At 64.0% G+C, this 24,604-nt stretch carries 21 protein-coding genes and 1 tRNA gene; 18 read left to right on the forward strand and 4 right to left on the reverse strand.

Annotation, left to right across the window (positions count from 1 at the left end; genetic code table 11):
• Positions 1 to 85 precede the first annotated feature (85 nt).
• From K5845_RS07115 to K5845_RS07125, 3 genes are all read left to right on the forward strand, one after another.
• Complete coding sequence (locus K5845_RS07115; protein WP_076605356.1) at positions 86 to 895, forward strand: glycosyltransferase family 2 protein; 810 nt, start codon at positions 86 to 88, stop codon at positions 893 to 895.
• Between the two features lie 62 nt (positions 896 to 957).
• Entirely contained in the window at positions 958 to 1,338 is a 381-nt protein-coding gene (locus K5845_RS07120; RefSeq protein WP_082101197.1) for a lipid-A-disaccharide synthase N-terminal domain-containing protein, read from the forward strand.
• Between the two features lie 294 nt (positions 1,339 to 1,632).
• Positions 1,633 to 1,709 (forward strand) — tRNA-Met (locus tag K5845_RS07125).
• Here K5845_RS07125 and K5845_RS07130 read toward each other — a convergent pair.
• Positions 1,666 to 3,339: a recombinase family protein gene (locus K5845_RS07130; protein WP_353736534.1), complete on the reverse strand. Its 1,674-nt coding sequence runs from the start codon at positions 3,337 to 3,339 to the stop codon at positions 1,666 to 1,668. The two genes, K5845_RS07125 and K5845_RS07130, sit on opposite strands and share 44 nt — an antisense overlap.
• 495 nt (positions 3,340 to 3,834) lie before the next feature.
• Here K5845_RS07130 and K5845_RS07135 point away from each other — a divergent pair, with 495 nt between their 5' ends.
• The 6 genes from K5845_RS07135 to K5845_RS07160 all read left to right on the forward strand — a co-directional run bounded on the left by K5845_RS07135 (position 3,835) and on the right by K5845_RS07160 (position 11,252).
• Entirely contained in the window at positions 3,835 to 4,134 is a 300-nt protein-coding gene (locus K5845_RS07135) for a type II toxin-antitoxin system TacA family antitoxin (RefSeq protein WP_012092580.1), read from the forward strand.
• Positions 4,135 to 4,180: 46 nt separating this feature from the next.
• The gene (locus K5845_RS07140) at positions 4,181 to 4,648 is read left to right on the forward strand and encodes a GNAT family N-acetyltransferase (RefSeq protein ID WP_223850374.1); all 468 of its coding nucleotides are present in this window, start codon (positions 4,181 to 4,183) and stop codon (positions 4,646 to 4,648) included.
• A gap of 68 nt (positions 4,649 to 4,716) precedes the next feature.
• Positions 4,717 to 5,193 carry a thermonuclease family protein gene (locus tag K5845_RS07145; RefSeq protein ID WP_012092582.1) on the forward strand — a complete coding sequence of 159 codons (477 nt, stop codon included), beginning with the start codon at positions 4,717 to 4,719 and terminating at the stop codon, positions 5,191 to 5,193.
• Between the two features lie 228 nt (positions 5,194 to 5,421).
• Complete coding sequence (locus K5845_RS07150; protein ID WP_012092583.1) at positions 5,422 to 7,467, forward strand: ATP-dependent nuclease; 2,046 nt, start codon at positions 5,422 to 5,424, stop codon at positions 7,465 to 7,467.
• A 33-nt stretch (positions 7,468 to 7,500) separates the two neighbouring features.
• The gene (locus tag K5845_RS07155; protein WP_012092584.1) at positions 7,501 to 8,628 is read left to right on the forward strand and encodes a metallophosphoesterase family protein; all 1,128 of its coding nucleotides are present in this window, start codon (positions 7,501 to 7,503) and stop codon (positions 8,626 to 8,628) included.
• Positions 8,625 to 11,252: an AAA family ATPase gene (locus K5845_RS07160; RefSeq protein WP_012092585.1), complete on the forward strand. Its 2,628-nt coding sequence runs from the start codon at positions 8,625 to 8,627 to the stop codon at positions 11,250 to 11,252. Before K5845_RS07155 ends, K5845_RS07160 begins: the two co-directional genes overlap by 4 nt.
• Before the next feature lie 283 nt (positions 11,253 to 11,535).
• Here K5845_RS07160 and K5845_RS07165 read toward each other — a convergent pair whose 3' ends face one another.
• Both K5845_RS07165 and K5845_RS07170 read right to left on the reverse strand, forming a co-directional pair.
• Positions 11,536 to 11,898: a hypothetical protein gene (locus tag K5845_RS07165; RefSeq protein ID WP_012092586.1), complete on the reverse strand. Its 363-nt coding sequence runs from the start codon at positions 11,896 to 11,898 to the stop codon at positions 11,536 to 11,538.
• A gap of 20 nt (positions 11,899 to 11,918) precedes the next feature.
• Entirely contained in the window at positions 11,919 to 12,608 is a 690-nt protein-coding gene (locus K5845_RS07170; protein ID WP_028034378.1) for an SOS response-associated peptidase, read from the reverse strand.
• 163 nt (positions 12,609 to 12,771) lie between these two features.
• Here K5845_RS07170 and K5845_RS07175 point away from each other — a divergent pair, with 163 nt between their 5' ends.
• Genes K5845_RS07175 through K5845_RS07185 form a run of 3 tightly spaced genes read left to right on the forward strand, consistent with a single transcriptional unit; the run spans position 12,772 to position 18,147 of the window.
• Positions 12,772 to 13,533: an ImuA family protein gene (locus tag K5845_RS07175; RefSeq protein ID WP_012092588.1), complete on the forward strand. Its 762-nt coding sequence runs from the start codon at positions 12,772 to 12,774 to the stop codon at positions 13,531 to 13,533.
• Complete coding sequence (locus K5845_RS07180) at positions 13,448 to 14,971, forward strand: Y-family DNA polymerase (protein WP_012092589.1); 1,524 nt, start codon at positions 13,448 to 13,450, stop codon at positions 14,969 to 14,971. The genes K5845_RS07175 and K5845_RS07180 overlap by 86 nt, the downstream gene beginning before the upstream one ends.
• Positions 14,968 to 18,147, forward strand: coding sequence for an error-prone DNA polymerase (locus K5845_RS07185; RefSeq protein ID WP_012092590.1), 3,180 nt, complete (start codon positions 14,968 to 14,970; stop codon positions 18,145 to 18,147). The genes K5845_RS07180 and K5845_RS07185 overlap by 4 nt, the downstream gene beginning before the upstream one ends.
• A gap of 64 nt (positions 18,148 to 18,211) precedes the next feature.
• Here the strand turns inward: K5845_RS07185 and K5845_RS07190 are convergent, their stop codons facing one another.
• The gene (locus tag K5845_RS07190) at positions 18,212 to 19,186 is read right to left on the reverse strand and encodes an AbiU2 domain-containing protein (RefSeq protein WP_012092591.1); all 975 of its coding nucleotides are present in this window, start codon (positions 19,184 to 19,186) and stop codon (positions 18,212 to 18,214) included.
• A 221-nt stretch (positions 19,187 to 19,407) separates the two neighbouring features.
• On the opposite strand from K5845_RS07190, the gene K5845_RS07195 reads away from it, so the two are divergent.
• The 6 genes from K5845_RS07195 to K5845_RS07220 all read left to right on the forward strand — a co-directional run bounded on the left by K5845_RS07195 (position 19,408) and on the right by K5845_RS07220 (position 24,236).
• Positions 19,408 to 20,364, forward strand: a complete 957-nt coding sequence (locus K5845_RS07195; protein WP_036749324.1) for an ArdC family protein — start codon at positions 19,408 to 19,410, stop codon at positions 20,362 to 20,364.
• Positions 20,361 to 20,756, forward strand: coding sequence for a DUF2958 domain-containing protein (locus K5845_RS07200; protein ID WP_012092593.1), 396 nt, complete (start codon positions 20,361 to 20,363; stop codon positions 20,754 to 20,756). Before K5845_RS07195 ends, K5845_RS07200 begins: the two co-directional genes overlap by 4 nt.
• 123 nt (positions 20,757 to 20,879) lie before the next feature.
• Positions 20,880 to 23,030: a ParB/RepB/Spo0J family partition protein gene (locus tag K5845_RS07205; protein ID WP_012092594.1), complete on the forward strand. Its 2,151-nt coding sequence runs from the start codon at positions 20,880 to 20,882 to the stop codon at positions 23,028 to 23,030.
• 98 nt (positions 23,031 to 23,128) lie between these two features.
• Positions 23,129 to 23,605 (forward strand): UCP036055 family protein, encoded by a 477-nt coding sequence (locus K5845_RS07210; RefSeq protein WP_012092595.1) that lies wholly within the window; start codon positions 23,129 to 23,131, stop codon positions 23,603 to 23,605.
• A gap of 71 nt (positions 23,606 to 23,676) precedes the next feature.
• Positions 23,677 to 23,943: a DUF6117 family protein gene (locus K5845_RS07215; RefSeq protein ID WP_012092596.1), complete on the forward strand. Its 267-nt coding sequence runs from the start codon at positions 23,677 to 23,679 to the stop codon at positions 23,941 to 23,943.
• Entirely contained in the window at positions 23,940 to 24,236 is a 297-nt protein-coding gene (locus K5845_RS07220) for a hypothetical protein (RefSeq protein WP_012092597.1), read from the forward strand. The genes K5845_RS07215 and K5845_RS07220 overlap by 4 nt, the downstream gene beginning before the upstream one ends.
• The last annotated feature ends 368 nt before the right edge of the window (positions 24,237 to 24,604 follow it).

Here is a 24,604-nt window from a genome sequence, read left to right on the forward strand (position 1 = left end):
AGGCGGACTTAAGCCCGCTGATATTGTAGCGTCCGCCGAGAATCCTCCGCCGCCAGGCCCTAAGGCCGGCCGACAAGGAGCCCGAATGCGTATTTCCGTCGTTATCCCGGCGTTGAACGAGGCCGGTAACATCGGCCGGTTGGTCGCTGAAACTTACGAACATGTGCCGGCCGAAATGCTGGCTGAAGTCATCGTGATCGACGACGGCAGCGACGATGCCACCCCTGACGAACTAAGAGATATGATCGCAGCCGGTTCCTACCCAGGCCTGCGTTTGCTACGTCACGAAGGCCGTTGCGGCCAATCAACCGCTTTACGCAGCGGAATCCTTGCCGCCACCAGCCCAGTCATTGCGACAATGGACGGTGATGGCCAGAATGACCCGCGTGATATTCCTCGCATGGTGGGCCGCCTCGCCGCGCCGGGTACAGAAGGACCCGCCCTGGTCAACGGCTGGCGTACCAATCGGCAGGCCGAAGGCTCAAAGCGGTGGGCGTCGGTCGCAGCAAATCGGATCCGTGATTGGGTTTTACGCGACGAATGCCCCGATACCGGTTGCGGCATTAAAGTCTACTGGCGCGAGGCATTCTTACGGCTTCCATTCTTCACGAGCATGCACCGCTACTTACCGGCGTTGTTCCAGACCTACGGCCACAAGGTTGTCTATGAGCCCGTCAACGACAGACCCCGCCAAGTCGGCATCTCGAAATATTCGAACATCGGCCGCGCCATAATCGGCCTGTACGATCTGTTCGGCGTAAGTTGGCTACGCCGCCGCACGCGCGTACCAAACATTATTGAAGCCCTGCCATCAGACCGCCGCAATGCGGGCGTCGCTCAGTTAGGGCACGAGACAGCCGCTCCAAGCGTTGGAACGGCGGCACGCACTCAATAATCCGGCTTGGGGCACATCCGAACCAAGTCTGCGATTCTTGAGAATTTGAGGGCATCCAGCCAATGGAATTTTTAGCCACTGCCGCAATTAAGCTGGCTGATTGGTGGTCCGCCACCCCAACGGCCGAAATTATCTGGCTTGTAATTGGGTTCTCCGCTCAGCTCATGTTTTCCATGCGCTTCATCGTGCAGTGGATTGCGAGTGAGCGCGCACGCCGCTCCATCGTACCCGAGACCTTCTGGTATTTTTCATTCGTAGGCGGCGCAATGCTGTTCGCATACGCCATTTACCGCGTCGACCCGGTCTTCATCCTTGGCCAGGGCACAGGACTTCTGATCTACGCACGCAACATATACTTCATCTCAGCTCACAAGAAGGAAACCGCGGCCGCTGAAGCGGGGCCGTCACGCGCGTCCGATCCCACCAATATCCCCGCCGAATAACGGCGAACCGATAAAGGATTGCTCTGCGCACGGCACATTGAGCCGATACAAAAAGCGATGCGAAATCCGTTTCGTTGGGTTCAAGCAACAAAGCCGCACATAAGGGGCTTCACAATCTGCCAGAATGTGCTACATGACCACTCCCGGTGCCGCTACGACGTGTTCGGCACCTGCCTTGCAGTTCATAGCGTCATGACCCACATGAAGGCTTAAGCAAGGCTCCTTCGCATCAGTCCCGGCACTTCATTTGTGAAGCTCGCCTTGGCGCGCAAAGGTCGGGATATTGATTGGTGACGCGGGGTGGAGCAGCCCGGTAGCTCGTCAGGCTCATAACCTGAAGGTCGTAGGTTCAAATCCTGCCCCCGCAACCATCTTTACTTGCGACCCCGTAGCACCCGCTGCGGGGTTTTTGCTTTGCGTGGAAATCGTAAGGATTCCAGCGAGATCGCCCTGAACGTCGATCTCCACCTTGCCGTCGACTGGGGTCAGCACGATCTGATCCACGAGCGAGCGCAGCGTGTCGGCGGCCTCGATCCGCTTCCCCTCATCTTCGTCCTGCAGAGCGTCGTAAAGCTGTTGGACCCGCTTGCGGTATTGCAGTGCCATGCTCGGGTGCAGCAGCGGTGGCGGCTCGTCGGCTTCGGCCAGGAACTGTTCCAGTTCGGTCTTTCGGGCCTCGAGCTTCTTGCTGCGTTCTTTCACCATGTCGACCGAAAGGGCGTCGCTCAGGTACAGGTCGAGGATCTTTTCCAGTTCTCGGTTGACCTTGGCCAGTTCCGCCTCGGCCGACGCGATACCCGCACGGCCTTCCATGCGCAGGCGGTTCATCTCCTGCGTGAAGACCTCGCAGAAATGGGCGAAGAGCTCCGGATCGACGAGCTTGGTGCGCAGCGCATTGAGTACACGCGATTCAAGCTCGTCGCGGCGGATGTTGACCCGGTTGTTGCAGGTCCCCTTGTTGCGCGCTGTCGCACATCCGATCAGCGTCGCCGAAATCGCGGAATAGCCGCCACCACAGCAGGAACATTTGGTCAGTCCCGAGAAGAGGTATTTGGGACGGCGGCGGGTATTGATCCGGGAGAGATCGGCCTCGCCGTTTTCCTTCCGTGCGATCTTGTTCTTTTCCTGTCGCGCCTTCACCGCGCTCCAGAGGTCGTCGTCGAGAATGCGCAGCTCCGGCGCCTCCTGGATGACCCATTCCTCTTCCGGGTTGGGGCGGGCCTGCCGCTTGCCGGTGCTCGGATCTTTGACGAAGCGCTGTCGGTTCCAGACGATCTTGCCGACATACATCTCGTTGTTGAGGATGCCGTTGCCACGCTTCGGATTGCCATTGATGGTGCTGAAACCCCAATCGCCGCCGGAAGGAGCGGCGATGCCGTCCCTGTTCAGGGCAAAGGCGATGGTCTTGGCGGACTTGCCGGCGGCATAGTCGCGGAAGATGCGGCGCACGACCTCGGCTTGAGCTTCGTTGATCGTGCGATCGCCGCGGATCGGCTCGCCGTTCGCATCGAACTTCTTGACCACATCGTAGCCATAGGCATTGCCGCCACCCGATTTGCCTGCCTCGACGCGGCCGCGCTGCCCGCGGCGGGTCTTGTCGGCCAGATCCTTCAGGAACAGCGCATTCATCGTGCCCTTGAGGCCGACATGCAGATGCGTCACCTCGCCTTCCGACAGGGTGAACATCTTCACGTCGGCATAGGACATGCGCTTGAAGATGCCCGCGATGTCTTCCTGGTCGCGGGAGAGGCGGTCCATCGCCTCGGCGAGGATCAGGTCAAAGCGGCCGCCCATTGCGTCGGCCATGAGCGCCTGAATGCCCGGCCGGATCAGCGAGGCGCCGGAGATCGCGTGGTCCGAATACTCCTCGACGATGTGCCAGCCCTGCTTCTCGGCATGGAGACGGCACATACGGAACTGGTCGGCGATGGAAGCGTCGCGTTGATTGTCGGAAGAATAGCGAGCGTAGATCGCGACTTTCAAAACTTGGCTCCCATCCATATCAGGAGGAGCGCTTCCTCCTTTGCCGTGACATCATCACTTCCTCTGCATAGCACTCCTGCGCCGCCTGCCTCGCCAGGATGCCGACCAGTCGCAGAAGGCGTGGGTCGGGATTGCCGCGTGGCGTAAACGTCAGCTCCGGCACGTCCAGCAGCAAGGATTCGAGCAGCGCTTCGCGCTCTCCTCCTGTCATCTTTGCCGGGTTTCCTGGGGCTCGCAAGGTCATAACTTGCAGCATTCGCCCCGAGGGAAGCATAAGCAACGGAAATTGAAGGCGAATATTCGGCGGCAATTGGCGCGGGTGAGCGTGCTATCGCGTAGCTCAGCGTGTCCTGGCGAGCCATGGCGTAGCAAAATAACCTATCGGAATCCCTCGCTGGCCCGGTCATCATTGGCCTCGTCGCCTCTCCTCATGAGGTCATTGACTGTAGGCGCAACCTTATCGTATTGTAATTCGCGATACAAGGCGCTATATGCCGACCAAGGAGATTCGCCATGGCCACGACCGCCGAACGCAAGGAATACCCGATCTCGATGCGCTTGCCCGAGGCGGATGTCGCAATGATCGATCGCGCCGCCAGCTTGCGCGGCCGCTCGCGCACCGATTTCGTGCGCGACGCCGCTGTGCGCGCGGCCGAGGAGGTCGTCATGGAGCAGGGCCTGATCCGGATGAGCCCGGAGGGCTTCGCCGAGTTCATGGATGTGCTGGCGCGTCCGGCCGCTCCCGTTCCGGAGATGGTAGACGTTCTGAAGCGGCCCGCGCCATGGGAGCCCGGCTACGTGGCGAAGCGGTAAGCTCTTGCACCTTTCGGGTCCTGAACCGCTCTCTGCCGAACACGATGTGTCCGAGTTCACCTGTGGCAAGCCCACGCTTGACCACTGGCTGAAATCACGCGCCCTCTCCAATCAGCAGAAGGGCTTCACCGCCGTCCTCGTCGTGCATGAGGCTGGGCGCGTGGTCGGCTTCTACGGCCTCGCGCCTACCGGTGTGGTGCCTTCGGTTCTGCCGCGTTCGATCAGGACGGGGCAGCCGCCCAACCCGGTCCCCTGTATGCTGCTCGGCCAACTCGCAACCGACACCGGATGGGCAGGGCTGGGCATCGGGACCGGTCTTGTGAAGCATGCTCTCCAGCGCTGCGTTCAGGCCGCATCGCTGATCGGCGGGCGGGCCTTGCTGGTCAACGCCGTCGACGGGGAGGCGGCCAAGTTCTGGAGGCGGCGTGGCTTCGAGCCTTCCAGGGATGATCCCCTGGTTCTGCTCCGCTCGATCAGCGACATCGCTGCCTCGCTCGGCGAGGGCGGTGGGTGAAAGCTTGGCTGGCCTCCAACCGTAGCGATCCGCCCCTTCAGTCAGATTGAAGTAGATCAGATCCGCCCATGCAAATTCGTCCTCCCCCATTGCCCACATTCCACTGGCAGATGTTCGTGCTTTCCTTCGCGCTATTCTGGGCGGTCGGCGGCATGCCCGAACCTGCCAAGGCTCAGCCTCGGCCGCAGATTGCGAAGTGCGTTCCCGGCCAGGCCCGTACCGCCGACGAATATTGCCTCGTTGATGGCGACACGATCTGGATCGACGGGGAAAAGCTGCGCATGGAAGGCTACGACACCCCGGAACCGCAAACCCACATCTGTGGTGGCGACGCCGAAATCGCGCTGGCACACCGAGCCAGTGATCGGGTGATCGAGCTGCTGAACTCGCACGACTGGACCGTCGAATATGGAGAGCCGGACAACACCGGCACGCGGACGCTCGTGACGATCAGAATCGGTGGTCGCGACATCGGTGACATCCTGATTGCCGAAAGGCTGGCCAGACCCTGGCCCGATGGCGAAGAATGGTGGTGCAACCCGTAGACGTTAGTTCCACGCCGTCGACCGCCTGGCGAGATCAAACTAACTCACTGTGCGCCCCTTCTCTGTCGTTTCGACGATGATCCGCTGATCCTGGAAGCAGCTTTTCAGCGCCCAGTGTGACCAAGGCTTTGCCGTGCGAGGTAGGCGCGACTTGATGGAGTAGCTGTTCATCGCACTTGCATTCCCGCCGCTCGGATTCGACAACTGGTGTACTCGGGGGAAAATGCCATGCAGCTTGAGCGTGCTCGCATCAGAAATTTCCGTTCACTTCGCGATGTCGAAGTCGTTTTTGGCGCACACACCGCATTGATCGGCGGCAATGGCGCAGGAAAGTCTTCAATCTTGAAGGCTATCGAGAAGTTCTACTCGACTACGAAAAACTGCGACGCTGACGATTTCTTTGGACGCGATCAAGGGCAGCCGATCGAGATTGAACTAACCTTTCACCAGCTTAGCGAGCAAGAAGCCGCAGCGTTCGAGGATCGGGTGCGGGATGGTAGGTTGGTCGTCACCCGCATTTTTGACGGAGGTCCATCAAGTGGACGCTATCATGGTGTCGTTCCACAGATTCCCGACTTCGTCGCTGTTCGGGCTCATTCCGCAGCCACACCCAAGCGCGCTGCTTATAATGCCCTGCGCGAGAATAACCCACTCTACGCCGACCTTCCCACTGCTGGCAGTGCGGCAGCGGTCGACCAGGCGATGCTAACCTGGGAGGCTGAGCATCCCGATCAGTTGGTGCTGCTGCCCGACGATGGTCAGTTTTTCGGATTCCAGAACAACAGCCGAGGCAAGCTCCAGCAGCACACGAGCTTCGTGTTCATTCCGGCGGTTCGCGACGCATCAGCGGACGCGGCGGACGGCAAGACGAGCGTCATCGGCAAACTACTCGAACTGCTAGTGCGCAGTCAGATCCTTCAGCGGCCGGACGTTCAAGCGTTCAAGGCGCAGTTGACCGAGGCCTACCAGGCCTTGGTATCCGCCGAAAATATGCCTGAACTCGGTGCGCTCGCTGGGACCCTCACCGCCGACCTGCGGGGTTTGTATCAAGATGCTGAAGTTTCGTTGGCCTGGCGCGAGGTCGGCGAGATGCCAGTCCCGTTGCCAATGGCGGATGTGTTTCTCAAGGACGAAGGCTTCGGTGGACCGGTGGACAGGCAAGGTCACGGCCTCCAGCGTGCCTTCATCTTTACACTTCTCCAGCATCTTGCGCGAACTGCCGTGCCGGAGGGCGACGAGGCACCCCCTGATAGTGACGTTGACGGCAGTGATGACGCGCCCGCTGCGGCTGCGGCTGCGGTCATGGCGCAGGCACCGACGCTTATCCTCGCAATTGAAGAACCCGAACTGTATCAGCATCCGACCAAACAGCGGCACTTCGCGGAAGTGCTGCGGGGCTTGAGTAGCGGTACGCTCCCTGGCGCGCAGGGCCACACACAGGTTATCTTCGGTTCGCACTCGCCAATGTTCATTTCGATGGGGAAGGCCGACGAGATCAGGCTTACCCGGCGCTCGCATTGTGACGACAGTGAATTCAAGCAATGCAGCCTGCAAGCGCTGGATCTCGGCACCGTTGCGCAGAAGCTCGAACGCGGCTGGAATAAGCCCGCTGGCACTTTCAGTGCACAGACTTTGATGCCGCGGTTGCACATTCTCGGTGCTGAATTGGCCGAAGGCTTTTTCGCCACCGGTGTGATTCTGGTTGAGGGCCGAAGCGATAAAGCGGCGCTCACCGCGACGGCGCGGATGCTCGGCGTGAATTTCGAGGCGGCCGGCATCGCCATCCTGTCAACCGAAGGCAAAGCCAATCTCGATCGTCCCTATGTGATTTTTCGCGAGCTGGGTATTCCAACCTTCATGCTATGGGATTGCGACCAGCAGTTACCCGAGGCTAAACGAACGCCGGCAACCGATCTTGCTTTGAGCAAGCTCGCTAAGCCGAACGATCAGATCGACGCCGCGCCCACTAGCGACCTCATCAGCGATTGTTACGCGCATTTCGAAAAGACATTGGAGCACAAGCTCAAGGAGGATCTCACGCCTGAAGTACACACGGCGTGCCTTGCTGCTGCCTGCGAACCCTTTGGTGTGCATCCGAGCAACGATGCGCAGAAGATACCGGAAATCGTCTATCAGACACTTCTCCGTGCTAAAGAACAGGGCCACGAGAGCGAGATGCTGAAGAGCCTCGTCCGTGCCATGTGGCGTTTCTTCCGCGATGAGGAAATCCCGGACCCGACGGAGGCGCAAGCTCCGGTAGCAGTGGGTGCGTGATCCATGTGTGGCACTGTAACGAGGAACTGATTCGTGGCGACGCTCAAGATCATCCATACGGCTGACTGGCAGCTCGGAAAGCCGTTCGGGCGCTTTCCGCAGGAGGTGCGTAGTGCGTTGGCTGAGGCTCGCCTCGATGCCATCGATCGCCTCGGTGCTGCGGCAATATCCAGCGGTGCCACGCACATCGTCGTCGCCGGTGATGTGTTCGACAACGTCGAACCCGGCGACCGCATCGTCACGCAGATGCTGTCACGTATGCAGCGGGCGTCGGTCACCTGGTGGCTGATGCCGGGCAACCACGATCATGCGCGAGCCGGTGGACTCTGGAGCAGGCTGCGCGGGCGTGCGCCTGCCTCAGTCCGGATCGTGGACACTCCCGAGCCTATTGAGATGGAGCAGGGTGCTTGGCTTCTGCCGGCGCCCCTGGAGCACCGGAAGACGGTGTCCGATCCTTCCGCGGCGATGGTCGATATGACGACGCCGCCGGGGGCACTCCGCATCGGTCTCGCACATGGCTCCATCACAGAGTTTGGCGCCACCGGAGAGAGCTCCAATCTGATCCCGCCGGATCGCGCCAAGTCCGCGGGCCTTGACTACCTCGCGCTCGGGGACTGGCATGGCTTTTTGACGGTTGGCGACCGGACCGCTTACAGCGGGACCCCTGAAATTGACCGGTTCGGGCGCGATGAGCCGGGCGGCTGCATCGGCGTGAGCCTGCGATCCAACGAAACGCCCGAGCTGCAGCGGATCGAGACCGGTCGATATCGCTGGATGTCGCGCCGCTGGAGTATGGAGAACATGGAAGACTTGGACCGTGAACTCGCCGCGCTCCGCAGCGAGGCGCGTTTGTCGGACGTGCTCCTTTCGCTCCATCTCGTCGGTGTGGTGAGTCTCGCCGACCGCGTCACGATGACGTCGGCCGTCCAGGACTGTCTGGCGCACGAACTGCGGCATTTGGAACTCGACGCGGATGGCCTGACCGCGCGTCCGACGGCAGAGGACGTCGCCCAAATCGATGTCCAAGGTGCGCTCGCCGGGGCGACTGCTACCCTACAGGCCAGGGCTACCGGATCGGGTTCCGATGCCCAGATCGCCGCCGCGGCGCTGGAGCGTCTCTATGTCGAGGCGATGCGATTCGATGCGGAGGTTGCGCGATGATCCTCAAATCCCTGGAGGTCGAGAACTTCCGCAAGTTCCGCGAACCGCTACGCATCGACGGCTTCACCGACGGTTTGAACATCGTAGTCGAGCCGAACGAGACGGGCAAATCTACCCTATTGGAGGCCCTGCGTGCGGCCTTCTTCATCCGCTACTCCGCCAAGACCGAACTCGTCCGTTCCTATGTCCCGACTGGTGATGACGTGGCGCCCCGTGTCACTGTCGGCTTCGGCCTCAACGGGCAGACTTGGAGGCTCGAGAAGCAGTTCATGAAGTCTCCCTCCGTGCGACTTACCGGCGCGAGCGGGCGACGAGAGAGCGATGCGGCCGAAGAAGCGCTGCAGGAGCTGCTCGGATTCGAGCGGGGCAACAACCGGGGCAGCGATCCCGAAACGCGCGGGCCCCTTGGCATGCTCTGGGTCGAGCAGGCGACGGCACTCTCCGTGGAGAGTCCAAACCGCATCGTGCGCGATACCGTTCGGGGAGTGCTCGAGGCGGAAGTCGGCGCGGTGACGGGTGGTCGACGCTTTGACGCGATCCGGGCCAGCATCGAAGCGGCATATTCAGCGCTGCGCACATCGGCGACGGGCAAGTCGCGCGGCGACTTAGCGGTGGCAGAGGCTCGCGTGTCCACGGCGACGGCTGCCCGCCAGGCGGCCGAGACCAACTTCCATGAATACGAGAACACTCTCACCGAGTTGGACGCGGCGAGGTCACGGCTTAGGATTATCGAGCGTGATCTCGTCGACCCAGAGGCGGCGGAGCAGCGAAAAAAGCTCGAGGCGGACCAGAAGGTCGCGGAGACCGCCTCTCTGCGGTCGACTGCGGCGGAGGCGCAATTCGGACGCGCCGACGAGGTCGCGAAGACGGCTTCGTCGAGGATCGAGCGATTGGACGCAGCCGAGGCTCGCGTCGGATCCGCCGGCACATACCTCGAAGAGAAGGCTCGTCTGCGGGACGAAGCCAAGGCTGAGGCTGCTCGTGCCGGTGAGGAGGAAAAATCACTCCGCGCCGCGCTCGACGAGGCTCGCGCGGAAAGGGAGAAACACGAGGAGGCACTGTCCTCCGCACGCGCGCGATTGCGCGGGTTCGCTAATGCCGCGGGCGCTCGTCGCGCGATCGATGCGCGAAAAGCTCTAGCCGAGCTAGAGGAGCGTGAGCGTGCGCTGGTTGATGACTCCGCCGGGGCCGTCGATAGTGACGACCTTGAGGAGATTACCGAACTCGAGCTTGCCGCCATCCAGGCACGCGCCCGGTTCGAAGCAGGCGCTGTGAAGGTAGAAGTCGAACTCGGGGCGGGCGCATCTTTGAGGATTGACGGGTTGACGACCGACGTCACCAGCGTTGACGTCCTCAAGACCACCAAGTTCGAGTTGGGTGATGCGGGCAGCCTAGTCGTGCGCCCGCCGCAGGGTTCGGGTCAGTCCATTGAGGCCGATCTTGCAGCGGCGACGGAAGAACTCGCTTCCGCCTTGCGGTCGCTCGGCATCAAGTCGCATGCGGAGGGCGTGGCCCGGAACGAACGGGCCTCCGCTGCCAAGCGCGAGTTGAAGGCGCTCCGGACACAGATCGCCTCGGCATGTCCTGGAGATCCGACAATCGGGTTGGCGCCCGGGGCAGATGCCCTGCGCGCCTTCGTGGCCGAGCTGGGCGACATCGCCGACGTTGTCGCCCCAACCGACAATGTCGACACGCTGGAGAAGGCGGTGGTCGACGCCAAGCTCGCCGAGGCTGCCGCATCCGGAAAGCGCGAAGACGGGAGGACGGCTCTGTCGAAGGCGGAGAGTACGCTCGCAACGGCCGAAGCCGATTATTCCGCAGCCATCCGCGAATCCGAGGCTGCGGCTGAAGATCTCCGGAACCTCCTAGAGATCGGGGATCGGGAAACGCTCGAAGCGGCGCGCGGTGAGGCTCAGCGGGAGCGTGCCGCGAAGTTCGAAGCTCTCGAGAAGGCGCGCGAAAGCGCCACGTCTTTCGACGCCGACGCTATCCGACGCCGCATTGTGAACCTCGATCGTGCCGCCAGCCGGGCCGGCGAGGAACGACTTGAACTGACCGCCCGGATCGCGTCGCTCGAATCCACGATCGTTAGGGAAGGGACAAACGGGCCTGCCGGTCGCCTTGCCGAAACGCGGGAGGAAGAGGAGGCCGCGATCGCCGCTTGCGATCGTTTGCGGCATGAGGCCGACATGCTTGAGGTGCTCCGCGAGGCGCTGTCGGATGCCGCGAATGAAGCGTCGAGGACATTCCTCGCACCCGTCACGGCTCGGGCTAGTCGATACATCCAGCAGCTTCTTCCCGGATGTGATCTGTCATTCAACGAGGAGCTCGGGCTGACCGGCCTCACGAGGGCGGGGATCGATGAATCCTGTGGTGATCTCAGTCGAGGCACGCAGGAGCAGTTGGCGATATTGACTCGGCTCGCTTTTGCGGACCTCCTGCTCGAGGATGGAGCGCCGATCTCTCTGATCCTCGACGACCCTCTCGTCTATTCCGATGATGCCCGCTTGGAGACGATGACCGACATCCTGCAGGACGCTTCGAAGCGGATGCAGGTGATACTTCTCACGTGCCGGTCGAAGGCTTTTCGTCACGTCGAAGCCAATAGGATCACGCTGAGATGAGCAAACGGATGGATGCGGCGAACCGCTACAGGCTCGCCTTCACTGAAGCGGAGGAGGCGCTGGTCGCACGGATCGATTTGCGTTGATCGCATGCCAACCATGCCGAGGCCCGTGCTGCCTACCTCGCGAACCAAGCCGATCTTGGATATGTTGAGATCGCTGAGAGAGCGGGACGCCGTGCCTGCTCAACGGATCAGCTATTGGACCCAGATTATCAGCCTGGACGCTTGAAGGGCTCATATGAGCAGCCGTTCGAGCGCAATGATTGCCGGAGCGAGGAAATCTATACTGGCCTTCCCGCGAGGCGCTCGTCGAGAACCGGCTCGTCCCAGGTGCGCGTCACCCCGAGCCACTTGTCGATCACCGCCTGAAACTGGGGCTCTGCGAAACAGGTCTGGAACGTGTAGAGGCGATTGACCACTTGCCGCATCAGGTCGCGCATCTCCTCATCGTCGAACCGCGACACGCTTCCCCAGGGGATGTGGTTGCCGTCGGCGTCGATGACGAAGACATCGGAATAGTCACCGGTCTTCGTGACCGGGACCGGCCCCGCATGCAGGTCCTCCAGCATGCTGTTGCGGACGCAGATCATCGCCATCGCCTTGGCGAGCGTCGCCGCTAACTGTTCTTCTTCCTTCCGGCCCATTTTCGTCCTCCGGATCATTGTCAGAGGCCCGGCAACATGCCATCGGCGGCTGCGCTCGCTGGCGTCTCCGCGATCACCAGCCGCTCGTCGGGCAGCGGCCGTTGCAGGTCCTTCGCTTCCTTCCAGTCGGCGGTTAGCCAGGTCTCGACTTCGTCACGGCCCGTCAGGATGACGGGCATGGCCTTCGGATGGATCGGTTTCACCACGCCATTGGCCTCGGTCGTCAGGAAGGCGAACAGCTGATGATCGCCCGGACGCGGGGTCCGGTTCGATCCGCGGGTTCCGCGCCATGGCGTCCAGATTCCCGCGAAGAAGAACAGGGGCTGGGTCTCATCGAGGGCGAACCAGTGCAGCGGTTTGCGCTTCGTGACCGGATCGGGCTTTTGCCCATATTCGGAAAAGGCGGTGGCCGGGACCACGCTGCGATGCTCAACTCCGAGCCATTTGCGCCAATGGGGGCTGGCCGTGTTGCGGATATTGGTGACGCCGGTGTCCGGTGCATCGCGGGACTTCAGATATTCGATGGGCGTCGGCATGCCCCAGGTCAGCGAAGCCAGTTCCCGTCCGCCATCGGTGTTGCGCACCACCGGAGCCGGCCGGTCGGGATAGACGTCGATCGAAGGTTCGAGATTGCCGATGCTGTCATGGGTGGCGGCCACGAAATCCCTGATCGCCTGCTGATTGGTCGTAATGCGATACAGGTTGCACATCGCCCCACTACTCTCCTTGCGAATACTTTACGCCACCATAGGGCATCGCGCGCCGTCGATCACTTCCGGGATGGCCGAGATTGACTCTCGACCCACAAGAGAACAAATAAAGAACATAGCAACAGAATCGACCAGTGCAAAGCCCCGGAGACGCCATCCTCATATGCCCAGCCGTGCCGACAGCCCAGCCATTGCCGAACTTCGGGCGCGCATCGCGCGGCTCGAAGGCGATGGCGTGCGTCCGCACGAGGTGCTGCCCTTCGGGATCGCGCCGCTGGATCGCAAGCTGCCCGGTGGCGGACTGGCGCTCGGATGCCTCCATGAAGTCGCCGGAGGCGGCAACGGGGCGGTGGATGGCGCGGCTGCCGCCTGTTTCACCGCCGGGATCGCCGCCCGCACCGCCGGCCAGGTGCTCTGGTGCGTGGCGCTCCAGGATCTCTTCGCACCGGGGCTGGAGCAGGCCGGATTGCCGCCCGGCCGGGTGATCTTCGTCGAAGCCGGGGACGACAAGGCGACTCTCGCCTGTATGGAGGAAGGGCTGCGGCATGGCGGGCTGGGGGCGGTCGTCGGTGACGTCGCGCGCCTGCCGATGCCCGCCTCGCGGCGGCTGCATCTGGCCGCGAAAGGTTCGGCGACGATCTGCATCGCGTTGCGCCGCTGGCGGCGGCAGGCGGAGGCGAGCGATTTCGGGCAGCCGACGGCGGCGATGACCCGCTGGCGGATCTCGGCGCTGCCGTCCGCGCCCCTTCCGGTTCCCGGTGTTGGACGGCCGCGCTGGCTCGTTGAGTTGATCCGGGCGCGGGCGGGCGAATGTCTCGATATCGAACTGGAGGCGTGCGATGGCTCGGGTCATCTCTGTCTTCCTGCCGAACTGGCCGACAGACCGGTTGCGGCGGAAGGCGGGCGACGCAGCGCCGCCCGGTGAGGCGCCGCTGGTCATCGCCGGAAAGGAGAAGAACCGCCGGGTGGTGACGGCGGCCGATCCGGCCGCGCAGGCGCTCGGCCTGCGCGCCGGAATGCCTGTCACCAAGGCCCAGGCGATGGTGCCCGGCCTCCACATCGAGCCCGCCGACCCGCGGGCCGACCTGGACAGCCTCGAACGCCTCGCGCTCTGGGTGCTGCAACGCTTCTCACCTATCGTCGCCGCCGACGCGCCGGACGGGATCGTCATCGACGCGACCGGCGCCGACCATCTGCATGGCGGTGAGGCGGCCATGCTGGAGGTGCTGACCGGTCGGCTTGTCATGTCCGGCGTCACCGCCCGCGCCGCCATTGCCGATAGCTGGGGCGCGGCCCATGCGCTGGCGCGCTACGCGGCCGATCCGCTGTTTGTCGCCCCTCCCGGCGAAACCGTCCCGGTCCTCGCGCCGCTGCCGCTGCAAGCACTGCGCCTGCCGCCCGCGATCGCGGTGGGGTTGAATGACCTGGGCTTTGTCCGCATCGGCGACCTGATCGGGCAGCCCCGTGCGCCCCTGACCCGGCGCTTCGGCCCGGAGCTCTGCCGGCGTCTCGATCAGGCCCTGGGTGCGGTCGCCGAACCCATCGAGCCGATCCGACTGGAGGAGCTGGTCTCCGTCCGCCGCGTCTTCGCCGAACCCATAGGCGCCGCCGAGACCATCGCGCGCTATATTCGCAAGCTGGTCATGGCGCTCTGCGAGGCGCTCGAAGGGCGGGGTCTTGGCGCGCGCCGTCTCGACCTGCTCTGCTACCGCGTCGACAACCGGGTCGAGACGGTGCGCATCGGTCTGGCCATGCCGGTGCGGAATCCCGCGCGCCTGACCCGGCTTCTCTGCGACAAGATCGAGACGATCGCGCCAGGCTTCGGCGTCGAGATCATGTCGCTGACCGCCACCCTGGCCGAACCGCTGGCCCTGAAACAGGCGGCCAGCAGCCTGATCGAAGAGGGGGCGCCGGATCTCTCCGGCCTGATCGACACGCTGGCGAACCGGGTCGGCGCGCGGGCGGTCTATCGCTTCGCCCCGGTGGCGAGCGATGTGCCCGAACGCTCGGTCCGCCGCCTGCCGGCGCTTGCCGAGGATACGGGCGCAGGCTGGCCGGACCATTGGCCGCGCCCCTCGCGGCTGCTCTCCCAGCCGGAGCCGATCGAGACCATGGCGCTGCTGCCGGACCATCCTCCGAACTGGTTCTCCTGGAAGGGCGTGCGCCGCCGTGTTCGCCGGGCCGACGGCCCCGAGCGCATCTTCGGGGAATGGTGGAAACGCGATGCCGAGCTCATCGCTGTGCGGGACTATTTCCGGGTCGAGGACGATGCCGGCGAACGCTTCTGGATCTTCCGCTCCGGCGATGGCGAGGATGCGGCCACCGGCTCGCATCGCTGGTTCCTGCACGGGATATTCGGATGAGCGCGCCCGCTTACGCCGAATTGCAGGTGACGTCGCATTTCTCCTTCCTGCGCGGCGCGTCCTCGGCCGAGGAGCTGTTCGCCGCGGCGGCCGCGATGGGGATCGAGGCGCTCGCCGTGACCGATCGCAACACGCTGGCCGGCATCGTGCGCGCCCATGAGGCGGCGAAGGAGGCGGGGGTGCGGCTGATCGTCGGCTGCCGCCTCGATCTTGCCTGCGGCATGTCGGTGCTGGTCTATCCGACCGACCGGGCGGCCTATTCACGGCTTTGCCGATTGCTGTCGCTGGGCAAGGGGAGGGCGGGCAAGGCGCGCTGTCATCTCGAATGGGACGATCTGGTCGCCTATGGCGAGGGGTTGATCGTGGTCCTGGCGCCGGACCTCGCCGACGAGACCTGCGGTCTGCGGCTGCGGCGCCTGCGCGATGCCTTTGGCGATCGCGCCTATCTCGGCCTGACGCTGCGCCGGCGGCCCAATGACCAGATGCGCCTCTGGGAGCTGTCGACGCTCGCTGCGGGCCTAGGTGTGCCCACCGTCGTGACCAATGACGTGCTCTTCCATGAGCCCGGACGCCGCATCCTGCAGGATGTCGTCACCGCGATCCGGCACAATCTCACCGTCGATGCGCTCGGCACCCGGCGCGATCGCCATGCCGACCGCTATCTGAAGCCGCCTGCCGAAATGCACCGGCTCTTCGCGCGCTGGCCCGAGGCTTTGGCCCGGACGCGTGAGATCGCGGATCGCTGCCGCTTCTCGCTCGACGAGCTGCGCTATCAATATCCCGAAGAGCGCGACGATCCGGCGCTGACCCCGCAGGAGACCCTGGAACGGCTGACCTGGGAGGGCGCGGCGAGCCGCTATCCCGAGGGTGTCCCCGACGAGGTGACAGCGGCGCTGAAGCATGAGCTGGCCCTGATCGGCAAGCTCGACTACGCGCCCTACTTCCTGACGGTGAACAGCATTGTCCGCTTCGCCCGGTCGCGCGGCATCCTCTGCCAGGGGCGCGGATCGGCCGCGAACTCGGCCGTCTGCTATGTGCTCGGTATCACCGCGATCGATCCCGGCCGCAACGATCTCCTCTTCGAGCGTTTCGTCTCCGAGGAGCGCCGGGAGCCGCCGGACATCGACGTGGATTTCGAGCATGAGCGGCGCGAGGAGGTGATCCAGTGGGTCTATGAGCATTACGGCCGCGAGCGCGCCGCGCTAACCGCCACCGTCATCCGCTACCGCTCCAAGGGCGCGCTGCGGGACGTCGGCAAGGCCCTGGGGCTTCCCGAAGACCTGATCCAGACGCTGTCCGGCCAGCTCTGGGGCTGGTCCGAGGCCGGTGTGACCGAGCAGCAGCTCCGCGATCTCAATCTCAACCCGCAAGATCGCCGATTGCGCCTGACGCTCGAACTGGCCGCCCAGCTTCGCGGCGCGCCGCGGCATCTGTCGCAGCATCCGGGCGGTTTCGTGCTGACCCACGACCGGCTCGACGATCTCGTCCCCATCGAGCCCGCGGCGATGGAGGGGCGCCAGATCATCGAATGGGACAAGGACGATATCGACGCGCTGCGCTTCATGAAGGTCGATGTCCTGGCGCTCGGCATGCTGAGCTGCATGCGCCGGGGGCTGGACCTGCTGGCCGAGCACAAGGATATCCGCCTCGATCTGGCGTCGATCCCGGCCGAGGATCCGCGCACCTATGCGATGATCCGCAAGGCCGACACACTCGGCACCTTCCAGATCGAGAGCCGGGCGCAGATGTCCATGCTGCCGCGCCTGAAGCCCCGGACCTATTACGACCTGGTGGTGCAGGTCGCGATCGTGCGGCCGGGGCCGATCCAGGGCGATATGGTTCATCCCTATCTGCGCCGGCGCGAGGGTCTGGAAGAGGTCGACTATCCCCGGCCCGAGCTGGAGAAGGTGCTGGGCAAGACGCTCGGCGTGCCGCTGTTCCAGGAACAGGCGATGCGCGTTGCCATCGAATGCGCGGGCTTCACCGCTGGCGAGGCCGATCTCCTGCGCAAGAGCATGGCGACCTTCAAGCATACCGGCGGGGTCTCGAAGTTCCGCGACCGGCTGATCTCGGGGATGATCGAGCGTGGCTACGAGCAGGACTTCGCGGAGCGGACCTTCCAGCAGCTCGAAGGCTTCGGCTCCTATGGTTTTCCGGAAAGCCATGCGGCGAGCTTTGCGCTGATCGCCTATGCCTCGGCCTGGCTCAAATGCTGGCACCCGGATGTCTTCTGCGCTGCGCTCCTCAACGCCCAGCCCATGGGCTTTTATGCGCCGGCCCAGATTGTGCGCGACGCGCGCGAGCATGAAGTGGAGGTCCGCCCGGTCTGCATCAATGCCTCCCGCTGGGACTGCACGCTGGAGCCGACCGGAGACGAAAGCCGATTCGCCGTCCGCCTCGGGCTGCGGATGGTCAAGGGTCTCGCCAATGCCCATGCCGCCGCCATCGTCGCGGCCCAGGGCGATGAGATGTTCACCTCGGTCGACGATCTCTGGCGGCGGGCGGGTGTACCCGTGGCGGCGCTCGATCAGATCGCGGCGGCCGACGGATTCCGCCCGGCGTTCGGTCTGGCCCGGCGCGAGGCGCAATGGGCCATCAAGGGGCTGCGCGACGAGGAACTGCCGCTCTTCGCCGCCGCCTCGGAGCGCGAGGGACGGACCGTTCCGGAACTCGACGAGCCGGCGATCGCGCTCAGAGCGATGCCTGCTGGCCGCGAGGTGGTCGAGGATTATGGGCATATCGGCCTGTCGCTGCGTCGCCATCCGGTCTCCTTCCTGCGCGAGGACCTGGCGAGGCGCCGGATCGTCACCTGCGCCGAGGCGATGGCGGCCCGTGATCAGCGCTGGCTGGAGGCTGCCGGGATCGTGCTGGTGCGCCAACGCCCCGGTTCGGCCAATGGCGTCATGTTCATCACGCTCGAGGACGAGACCGGCATCGCCAATCTCGTCGTCTGGCAGAAGATTTTCGAGCGCTATCGCCGGGTCATTCTCTCATCGAGCATGATCGCCGTGCGGGGCCGCGTTCAGCGCGAGGGCGAGGTCGTGCATCTCGTCGCCCATCGGATCGTCGATCTGTCGCGGGATCTGGCGACTGTCGTGCAGCGCGAGGTGGCGACGGACGGGCAGCAGGGGCCGGGGGCCGGCGGTATCAGGGTGAAGGCGCGGGATTTTCGGTAAAGCCGGTGGCTTTGACAGAAGGCGGTATCGGTTCGAACCAACGAATCGGCCTGCCTCTCGGGGGTCACAAATCTTCTGGCCGGATCGACCATTCTGCGATTTCTCTATCGATCAATCGCCATTGCTCTAAAAGGTCGGCAAGGTCGGCGCTGTCTACGACCGCATGATCGAGGCCCTCGAATTGGTCACCGAGATATGTGGCGAGGCCCGCACCGCCTTCGTTGGCGAACCACACTCCGACCAGATCCGCGATTTCCTTCAACTGCCTGAGAGTCTTTTCGGCATCGCGAATGTCGAAATCACCAAGCTCCCTGTCCTGCCGACTTTGCTTGTTCCCGGCATGAGCAACATGCGAGTTAACGTGCTCGGCAATTCGATCAAGGCTGGCGAGCCGAGTTTCGATCTTCTCCAATACCGTGGCTGAGATCAGATCGCTCGGGTTACGCCCTGATGGAGACACGCCGCTCAAAACATCGAAATGCCGATGCGCGGCCTGACTTTTCATGAGCTCTGGATCACCCCACACCGGACGCCCATTCGCGGCGACGAGGTGGTCATGTTGTTCTTGATGCAGGCGATCGAGATCGTATTGCGCGTCAAGCACTTTCTCGACGTAGATTCTCCTGGTCAACCAGTTTTGGCTCGCTTTCACGTCGTTGACGACAGATCGGATCGAGTAAACTCCCTTGGGGCCATTGATCGGGGCCTTATCGAGAAGTCGGCGAGTGCCGAGAAGCAGGCTTGACCAGTATCCCTCGGAAACGAGATTGAACATCATCTGGTTAAGCGGGGGTCTCGAGCCTCTCTTCTCATTTGCAAGACGGACGATCCGAACCGTCGTGCGAAAGGCGGCGTAGTTCCAGAGCAGATCCTGAATGGTTCTGTGGATGCCCGTTGTCTCGTCGCGAAAAGCATCCCGCCACGTGGCGATGTGCTGGTCATGCTGCGTCATTAGTTTTCCAAGCCTGAGCGCCAAACTCACCTCATCATACCGGCAGACGCCAACACCGGCGACGGCTATTCGCTTCTGATTCTTCATTCGCGCGGGCTCTTTTTATTGTTCCCGCGAATAAACGCGCATCTTGCCGTGGGCCTGACGGGGGAAGGCCTTCCCCCTGGCCGGCACTATCGTTGCCGGCGCACCCCCTTCAGCGGGGAGACCCCGCAACGCCCCCTGAGAGGGAGAGTGCGGACGGGTTTTCCGTGACGGGTTGAGTGCTGGAGGAGTGGCCTCCGGCGCCCGTCGCGGAGATCATCCCGATGGCCAGACAGGACCGCGCTCGCCCAGGCGGCGCCCGCAGCAATCTCTATGACGACATCACCGACAAGATCATCGCCGAGCTGGAGGAAGGACGGCTTCCCTGGGTCCAGCCTTGGGGGACTGCGGCGAAAGCGCCGCTTGCCATGCCGCGAAACGCCGCGACCTCGCGGCAGTATTCCGGGATCAATGTGCTGATCCTCTGGGGTGCCGTGGTCCAGAACGGCTATCCGACCCAGCATTGGCTCACCTATCGCCAGGCGGCAGCCCTCGGCGGCAATGTCCGTAAGGGCGAGCACGGCACGACGGTCGTCTATGCCGACCGCTTCACCCCGGAAGACGAGAAGCGCCGAGCCCGCGAGACCGGTGAAGAACCGGGACGCGTCCCGTTCCTGAAGCGTTTCACCGTGTTCAACGCGGCGCAATGCGAAGGCTTGCCCGAGGACATCGCTGTCGAGGCACCACCACCACCGCCAGGCATGATCGAGCCGAGGGTCGAGGCGCTGATCTGTGCCACTGGTATCGATTTCCGCATCGGCGGGGATCGCGCCTTCTATGTTCCGGCGCTCGACTATGTCCAGGTGCCGCCACCGGCCGCCTATTTCGAACCGATCAACTGGCACAGGACGGCGCTCCACGAGATGGGTCACGCCACAGGCCATGCCTCGCGCCTGGGGCGGGATTTTTCGGGCAGTTTCGGCACGAAGAAATACGCCTTCGAGGAGCTGGTGGCTGAGATGAACGCGGCCTTCTGCTGCGCCTCGCTCGGCATCGTGCCGACCGTGCGCCATGCCGACTACATCGGCTCCTGGCTGGAGGTGCTGCGCGAGGATAACCGCGCCATTGTCCGCGCGGCCTCACAGGCCAGTAAGGCGGCCGACTGGCTGCTGGCGCATCTGCCGGCCGAAGATGCCGGGGAACCGGATCCGGCTGCAATCGACGGGAGGGTCGCGGCATGATCCTCCTGACCGGAACACAGCGTGACCGGCTTCTGGCCAATGGATGCCAGCGCGGCGGGGATCACATCCCCGTCGTGAAATTCTTCAACCCCTTCGGCGCGGGCGTCTGGCTCGCCACCGAGCTGGATCAGGGCGGCGACATCATGTTCGGCCTGGCCGATATCGGCTACCCCGAACTCGGCTCGTGGAGCCTGGAAGAGCTGCGTGGGGTCCGGTTGCCCTTCGGCATGGGGATCGAGCGGGATCTGCTCTTCACCGGGGATTTCCCGATCTCGGTCTGGGCGGAGGCTGCGTGGGAAACCGGCAGCATCCAGGCGGCGGAACGAGCCCTCTACCGCGCCGGTGCGGCATTCACCCGCACATCCACAGATACGGAAAGCCGGGAATCCTGATTTCCGGTTGCCGGCTTTGTGGCCTGGCGTCGCACTCTTCAGAGGAAGAGGGCGGCGCTTCGCTTCGTGACGGGTTGGAGGTCGAGAGAGTGGCTCCCGGCCGCCCGTCGCGGAGAAATCACCATGGCCAAAGCTGCCAGGAAGAAGCCCGTCGCCCCGATGATCGTCTTTTCACGGGCGCGCGACATTCCGTTCAACCGGATCAGGCTGTCGGACAGCAATGTTCGCGAGGCTGACGTCGAGGCGGGTCTGGACGAACTTACCCATGACATCGACCGGCGCGAGGATCTCGTGCAGGGCCTCAACGTTCGCGCCATCCTCGACGCGGACGGCGTTGAGACCGGCGATTTCGAGACCCCGGCCGGCGGCCGCCGCTACAGGTCCATCGCGCGCCTCGTCGAAGCCGGTCGCTTCCCGGCCGATGGCCTCGTCCCCTGCATCGTCAAGAAGGCCGATGCCAAGACCTCGGCAGTCGACGACTCGCTGGCCGAGAACCTGCTGCGCCTCGCCCTGCATCCGCTCGACCAGTTCAAGGCGTTCAAGCGGATGTTCGACATGGGCATGTCGAAGGAGGAGATCGCCGACGCCTGGCGGACCACGCCGCGCTACATCATGCAGCGCCTTCGTCTCGCGACGGTCGCGCCGGCGCTGCACGACGCCTATGCGCGGAATGAGATGACGCTGGCGATGCTGGAAGCCTTCACCGTCAATCCCGACCACGAGCGCCAGCAGCAGGTCTGGGAGCGGATCAGCACGTCGTGGCAGAAAGAGCCCTGGCACATCCGCAGCCTGCTGACCGAGACCACGGTTCCGGCTGCCGACAAGCGCGCCCGCTTCATCGGCATCGACGCCTATGAGGCGGCGGGCGGCCCGGTGCTGCGCGATCTCTTCTCCGACGAGAACGGCGGTTGGTTGCAGGACGTCACGCTGCTCGACCGCCTGGTTGACGATAAGCTGCGCACTGTCGCCGACGAGATCGCCGGACAGGGCTGGAAGTGGATCGACGCGGCAGTCGAACTTCCCTACGGCTACGCCAACGGCCTGCGCAGGCTGGTCGGTGTGACCCAGGAGCTGACCGACGAGGAGCGCACCGCCCGCGAGGCGCTGCGCGACGAGTATGACGAACTCGAAGCGCAGTATGCAGAAGCCGACGACCTGCCCGATGAGATCGACCAGCGGCTCGGGGAGATCGAAGCCGAGTTGGAAGGCTTCGAGAACCGGCCCGTCACCTTCGCGCCGGAAGACATCGCCCGTGCCGGTGTTTTCGTCAGCATCGACCGCGATGGCGAGTTGATCGTCAGTCCCGGTTATGTCCGCCCCGAGGACGAACAACCCGAGAGCGTCGATGGTGAGGATGCGGGCGAAGGTGCCGACCCGTCCGATCCCGATGCGGTGCAGCGCGCGGTTATCACCGTCGGCGGCGAGCCGGTCCCGGACGGCGATGAAGAGGAGGACGATGCCGTCAAGCCGCTGCCCGAGCGGCTGGTGACCGACCTGACCGCCTGGCGGACGCTGGCGTTGCGCAATGCGCTTGCCGAGAATCCGCGCGTCGCCATGACGGCGCTGCTGCACAAGCTGGTTCTCGATACTTTCGAGCGCACCGCCACCTCGGGAACCAGCCTCTATGCCGCCGTGCGTCACATCTATCTTCCCACGGATGCGACCGGGCTCGCTGACAGCGCCGCCGCGAAGATGATCGACGAGCGCGCGGACGCCTGGCGGGGCGACATCCCCGCTGGCGATGACGACCGGCTCTGGGACTGGATCGACGGTCTCGACGATGCCAGCCGCCTGGCGCTGCTCGCCCATTGCGTCAGTTTCGGGGTCAACGCGCTTTACGAGCGGCCCAACCCCTATTCGGGGAATGGCATCTCGCAGCACGGTCTCGACCGCCGCATGGCCGAGGCCGAACGGCTGGCACAGGCCACCGGCCTCGATCTCGTCGAAGCGGGCTGGAGGCCCACGGTCGAGAACTACCTGGGTCGCGTGACCAAGACCCGCATCATCGAGGCGGTGCGCGAGGGCGCCGGCGATCGCGCGGCCGATCTCATCGCGCATCTCAAGAAGGGCGATATGGCGAAGGAGGCCGAACGGCTCCTGGCCGATACCGGCTGGCTGCCGGAGCCGCTGCGCCCCGCCATCGAGGCGCAGGCCGTGGATGGCGCGACCGATCAGGACGAGGACAGCGTGGCGCTGCCCGACTTCCTCGCCGGTGGCCATGAGGACACGGCCGAGGCCGCCGACGATCCAGAGGCCCTCGTCGCCGCCGAGTGACGCGCAGCAGCGGGGCGGCCTCCGCCGCCCCGCATTCCATCCCTTCCATCTGAAGGCCCGGCATCTCGCCGGGCCGCTTTCGTTTCAGGAGCAAGATCATGTCCGCTTCCCTCATTTTCGACATTGCGCCTCTCGGCTCGCTCGTGGCCTATAGCGACGGCCAGCCGAAACCGCCCGCACGTTTCACCAAGAAGCTCGCCGCGTGGAAATCCCGCAACGGGGCCGGTCGCCTCGTGCGCAAGGAACCGGGCCGCGAGCGCCCGACCTACACGACGCCGCCGTCCTTCACCCTGCATGAGGGTGATTTCGGCGAAGGCGGCATCATCCTCATCACCATCATGCGCAGCTACGGCATCGACAGCGATCTGAGCTTCCGGGTTGTCGAACGCCCGAAGATCGGTCAGGTCCGTGTTGTGCAGGATGTCGGAGAGAACGTCGAATTGCTGCACCTCGCGGAGAACCACGAGGCGGCCGAACTCTGGCTAGCCAGGAACGGCTACAGCCGCGCGCGCCTCGAGGAGATCACCGCCGACGAGGCAGGCGCCGATGCCGTCGAGGGTCGAGCTGCCGCGTGACCATCGCCGATCCCGTTCATCCGGCCCGCTTGTCCCGTGACGGCGGGCCTTCTTCGTTTCAGGAGAACACAATGGCCATTCCCGATCCCGTTCGAACGAACTTCGACACTCTGCTTCGTGCTGCCGATGACGGCAATCTCGCCCTTATGGAATGCCTCGACGCCGCGACCCGTGAGACACGCTATGTCCTGTGCGCGGTCGGCCGCGACGGGGGTGATTACGTCTTCACGCCGTTCGGCCATCTCGCAAGCGGCAACCCCTATGACGCCTATCTGCCGCCGGATCCCGACGATCCTGCCGGCTTTGTCGAGAAGGCCGAAGATGGGGGCGCATCATGATGACGGTCGATGAAATCTTCGCCGATGACCGCCGCAATCCGCCATCGGAGCGCTCGCTTCCCTGGGAGGAAACCCGCAACGGCGTCACCGTCATCGTGGAACCGAAACCGCATTGGGCCGAGGACATGCGCGCCTTCCGGCTCGATGCCCGCGAATACTGCCGCTATGCCGACTGGACGGCCCATGGCGCCCGGACGCGCTTTTTCGGTCATATCGACACCTCCGGCGACGATGTGATGATGAAGGCCCGCGCCATGATCGCCCGCGAAATCGCCGATGGGTTCTGGGACTGACCGGCCCTGAAAGCCGAACCTTGCACACGGGGCTATCGGGTATCGCTGCACAAGCAGCGATGGATCGAGTTCGAGCTTCACCATTGCGCCAACTCCTTGGTGTTGTGGGGGCAACGGGTTCCGTCCCCGGCCTGAAACACACCCTGAATATCCGCCGGCAACGAGGCTGGCGCAGCAAAGCATCTGCGACGGGTTTCCGGCACCGGCTCGACGCAAAGCACCATCCCCCGCTTCCATTCGCTAACCTTGGTCCGACCGTCTCTTTGCATTCAACCCCGGTGGGGTCGGCTTACGCGCGCGTGCCGCCCTCGGGGATTCGGAAAGAATCCGAACGCCCGAGGGTGATTGCAGATCCGGTCAGACACTTC

Origin of the sequence: Filomicrobium sp., assembly GCF_025698805.1 — a bacterium.
Taxonomy (GTDB): Bacteria; Pseudomonadota; Alphaproteobacteria; order Rhizobiales; family Hyphomicrobiaceae; genus Filomicrobium; species Filomicrobium insigne.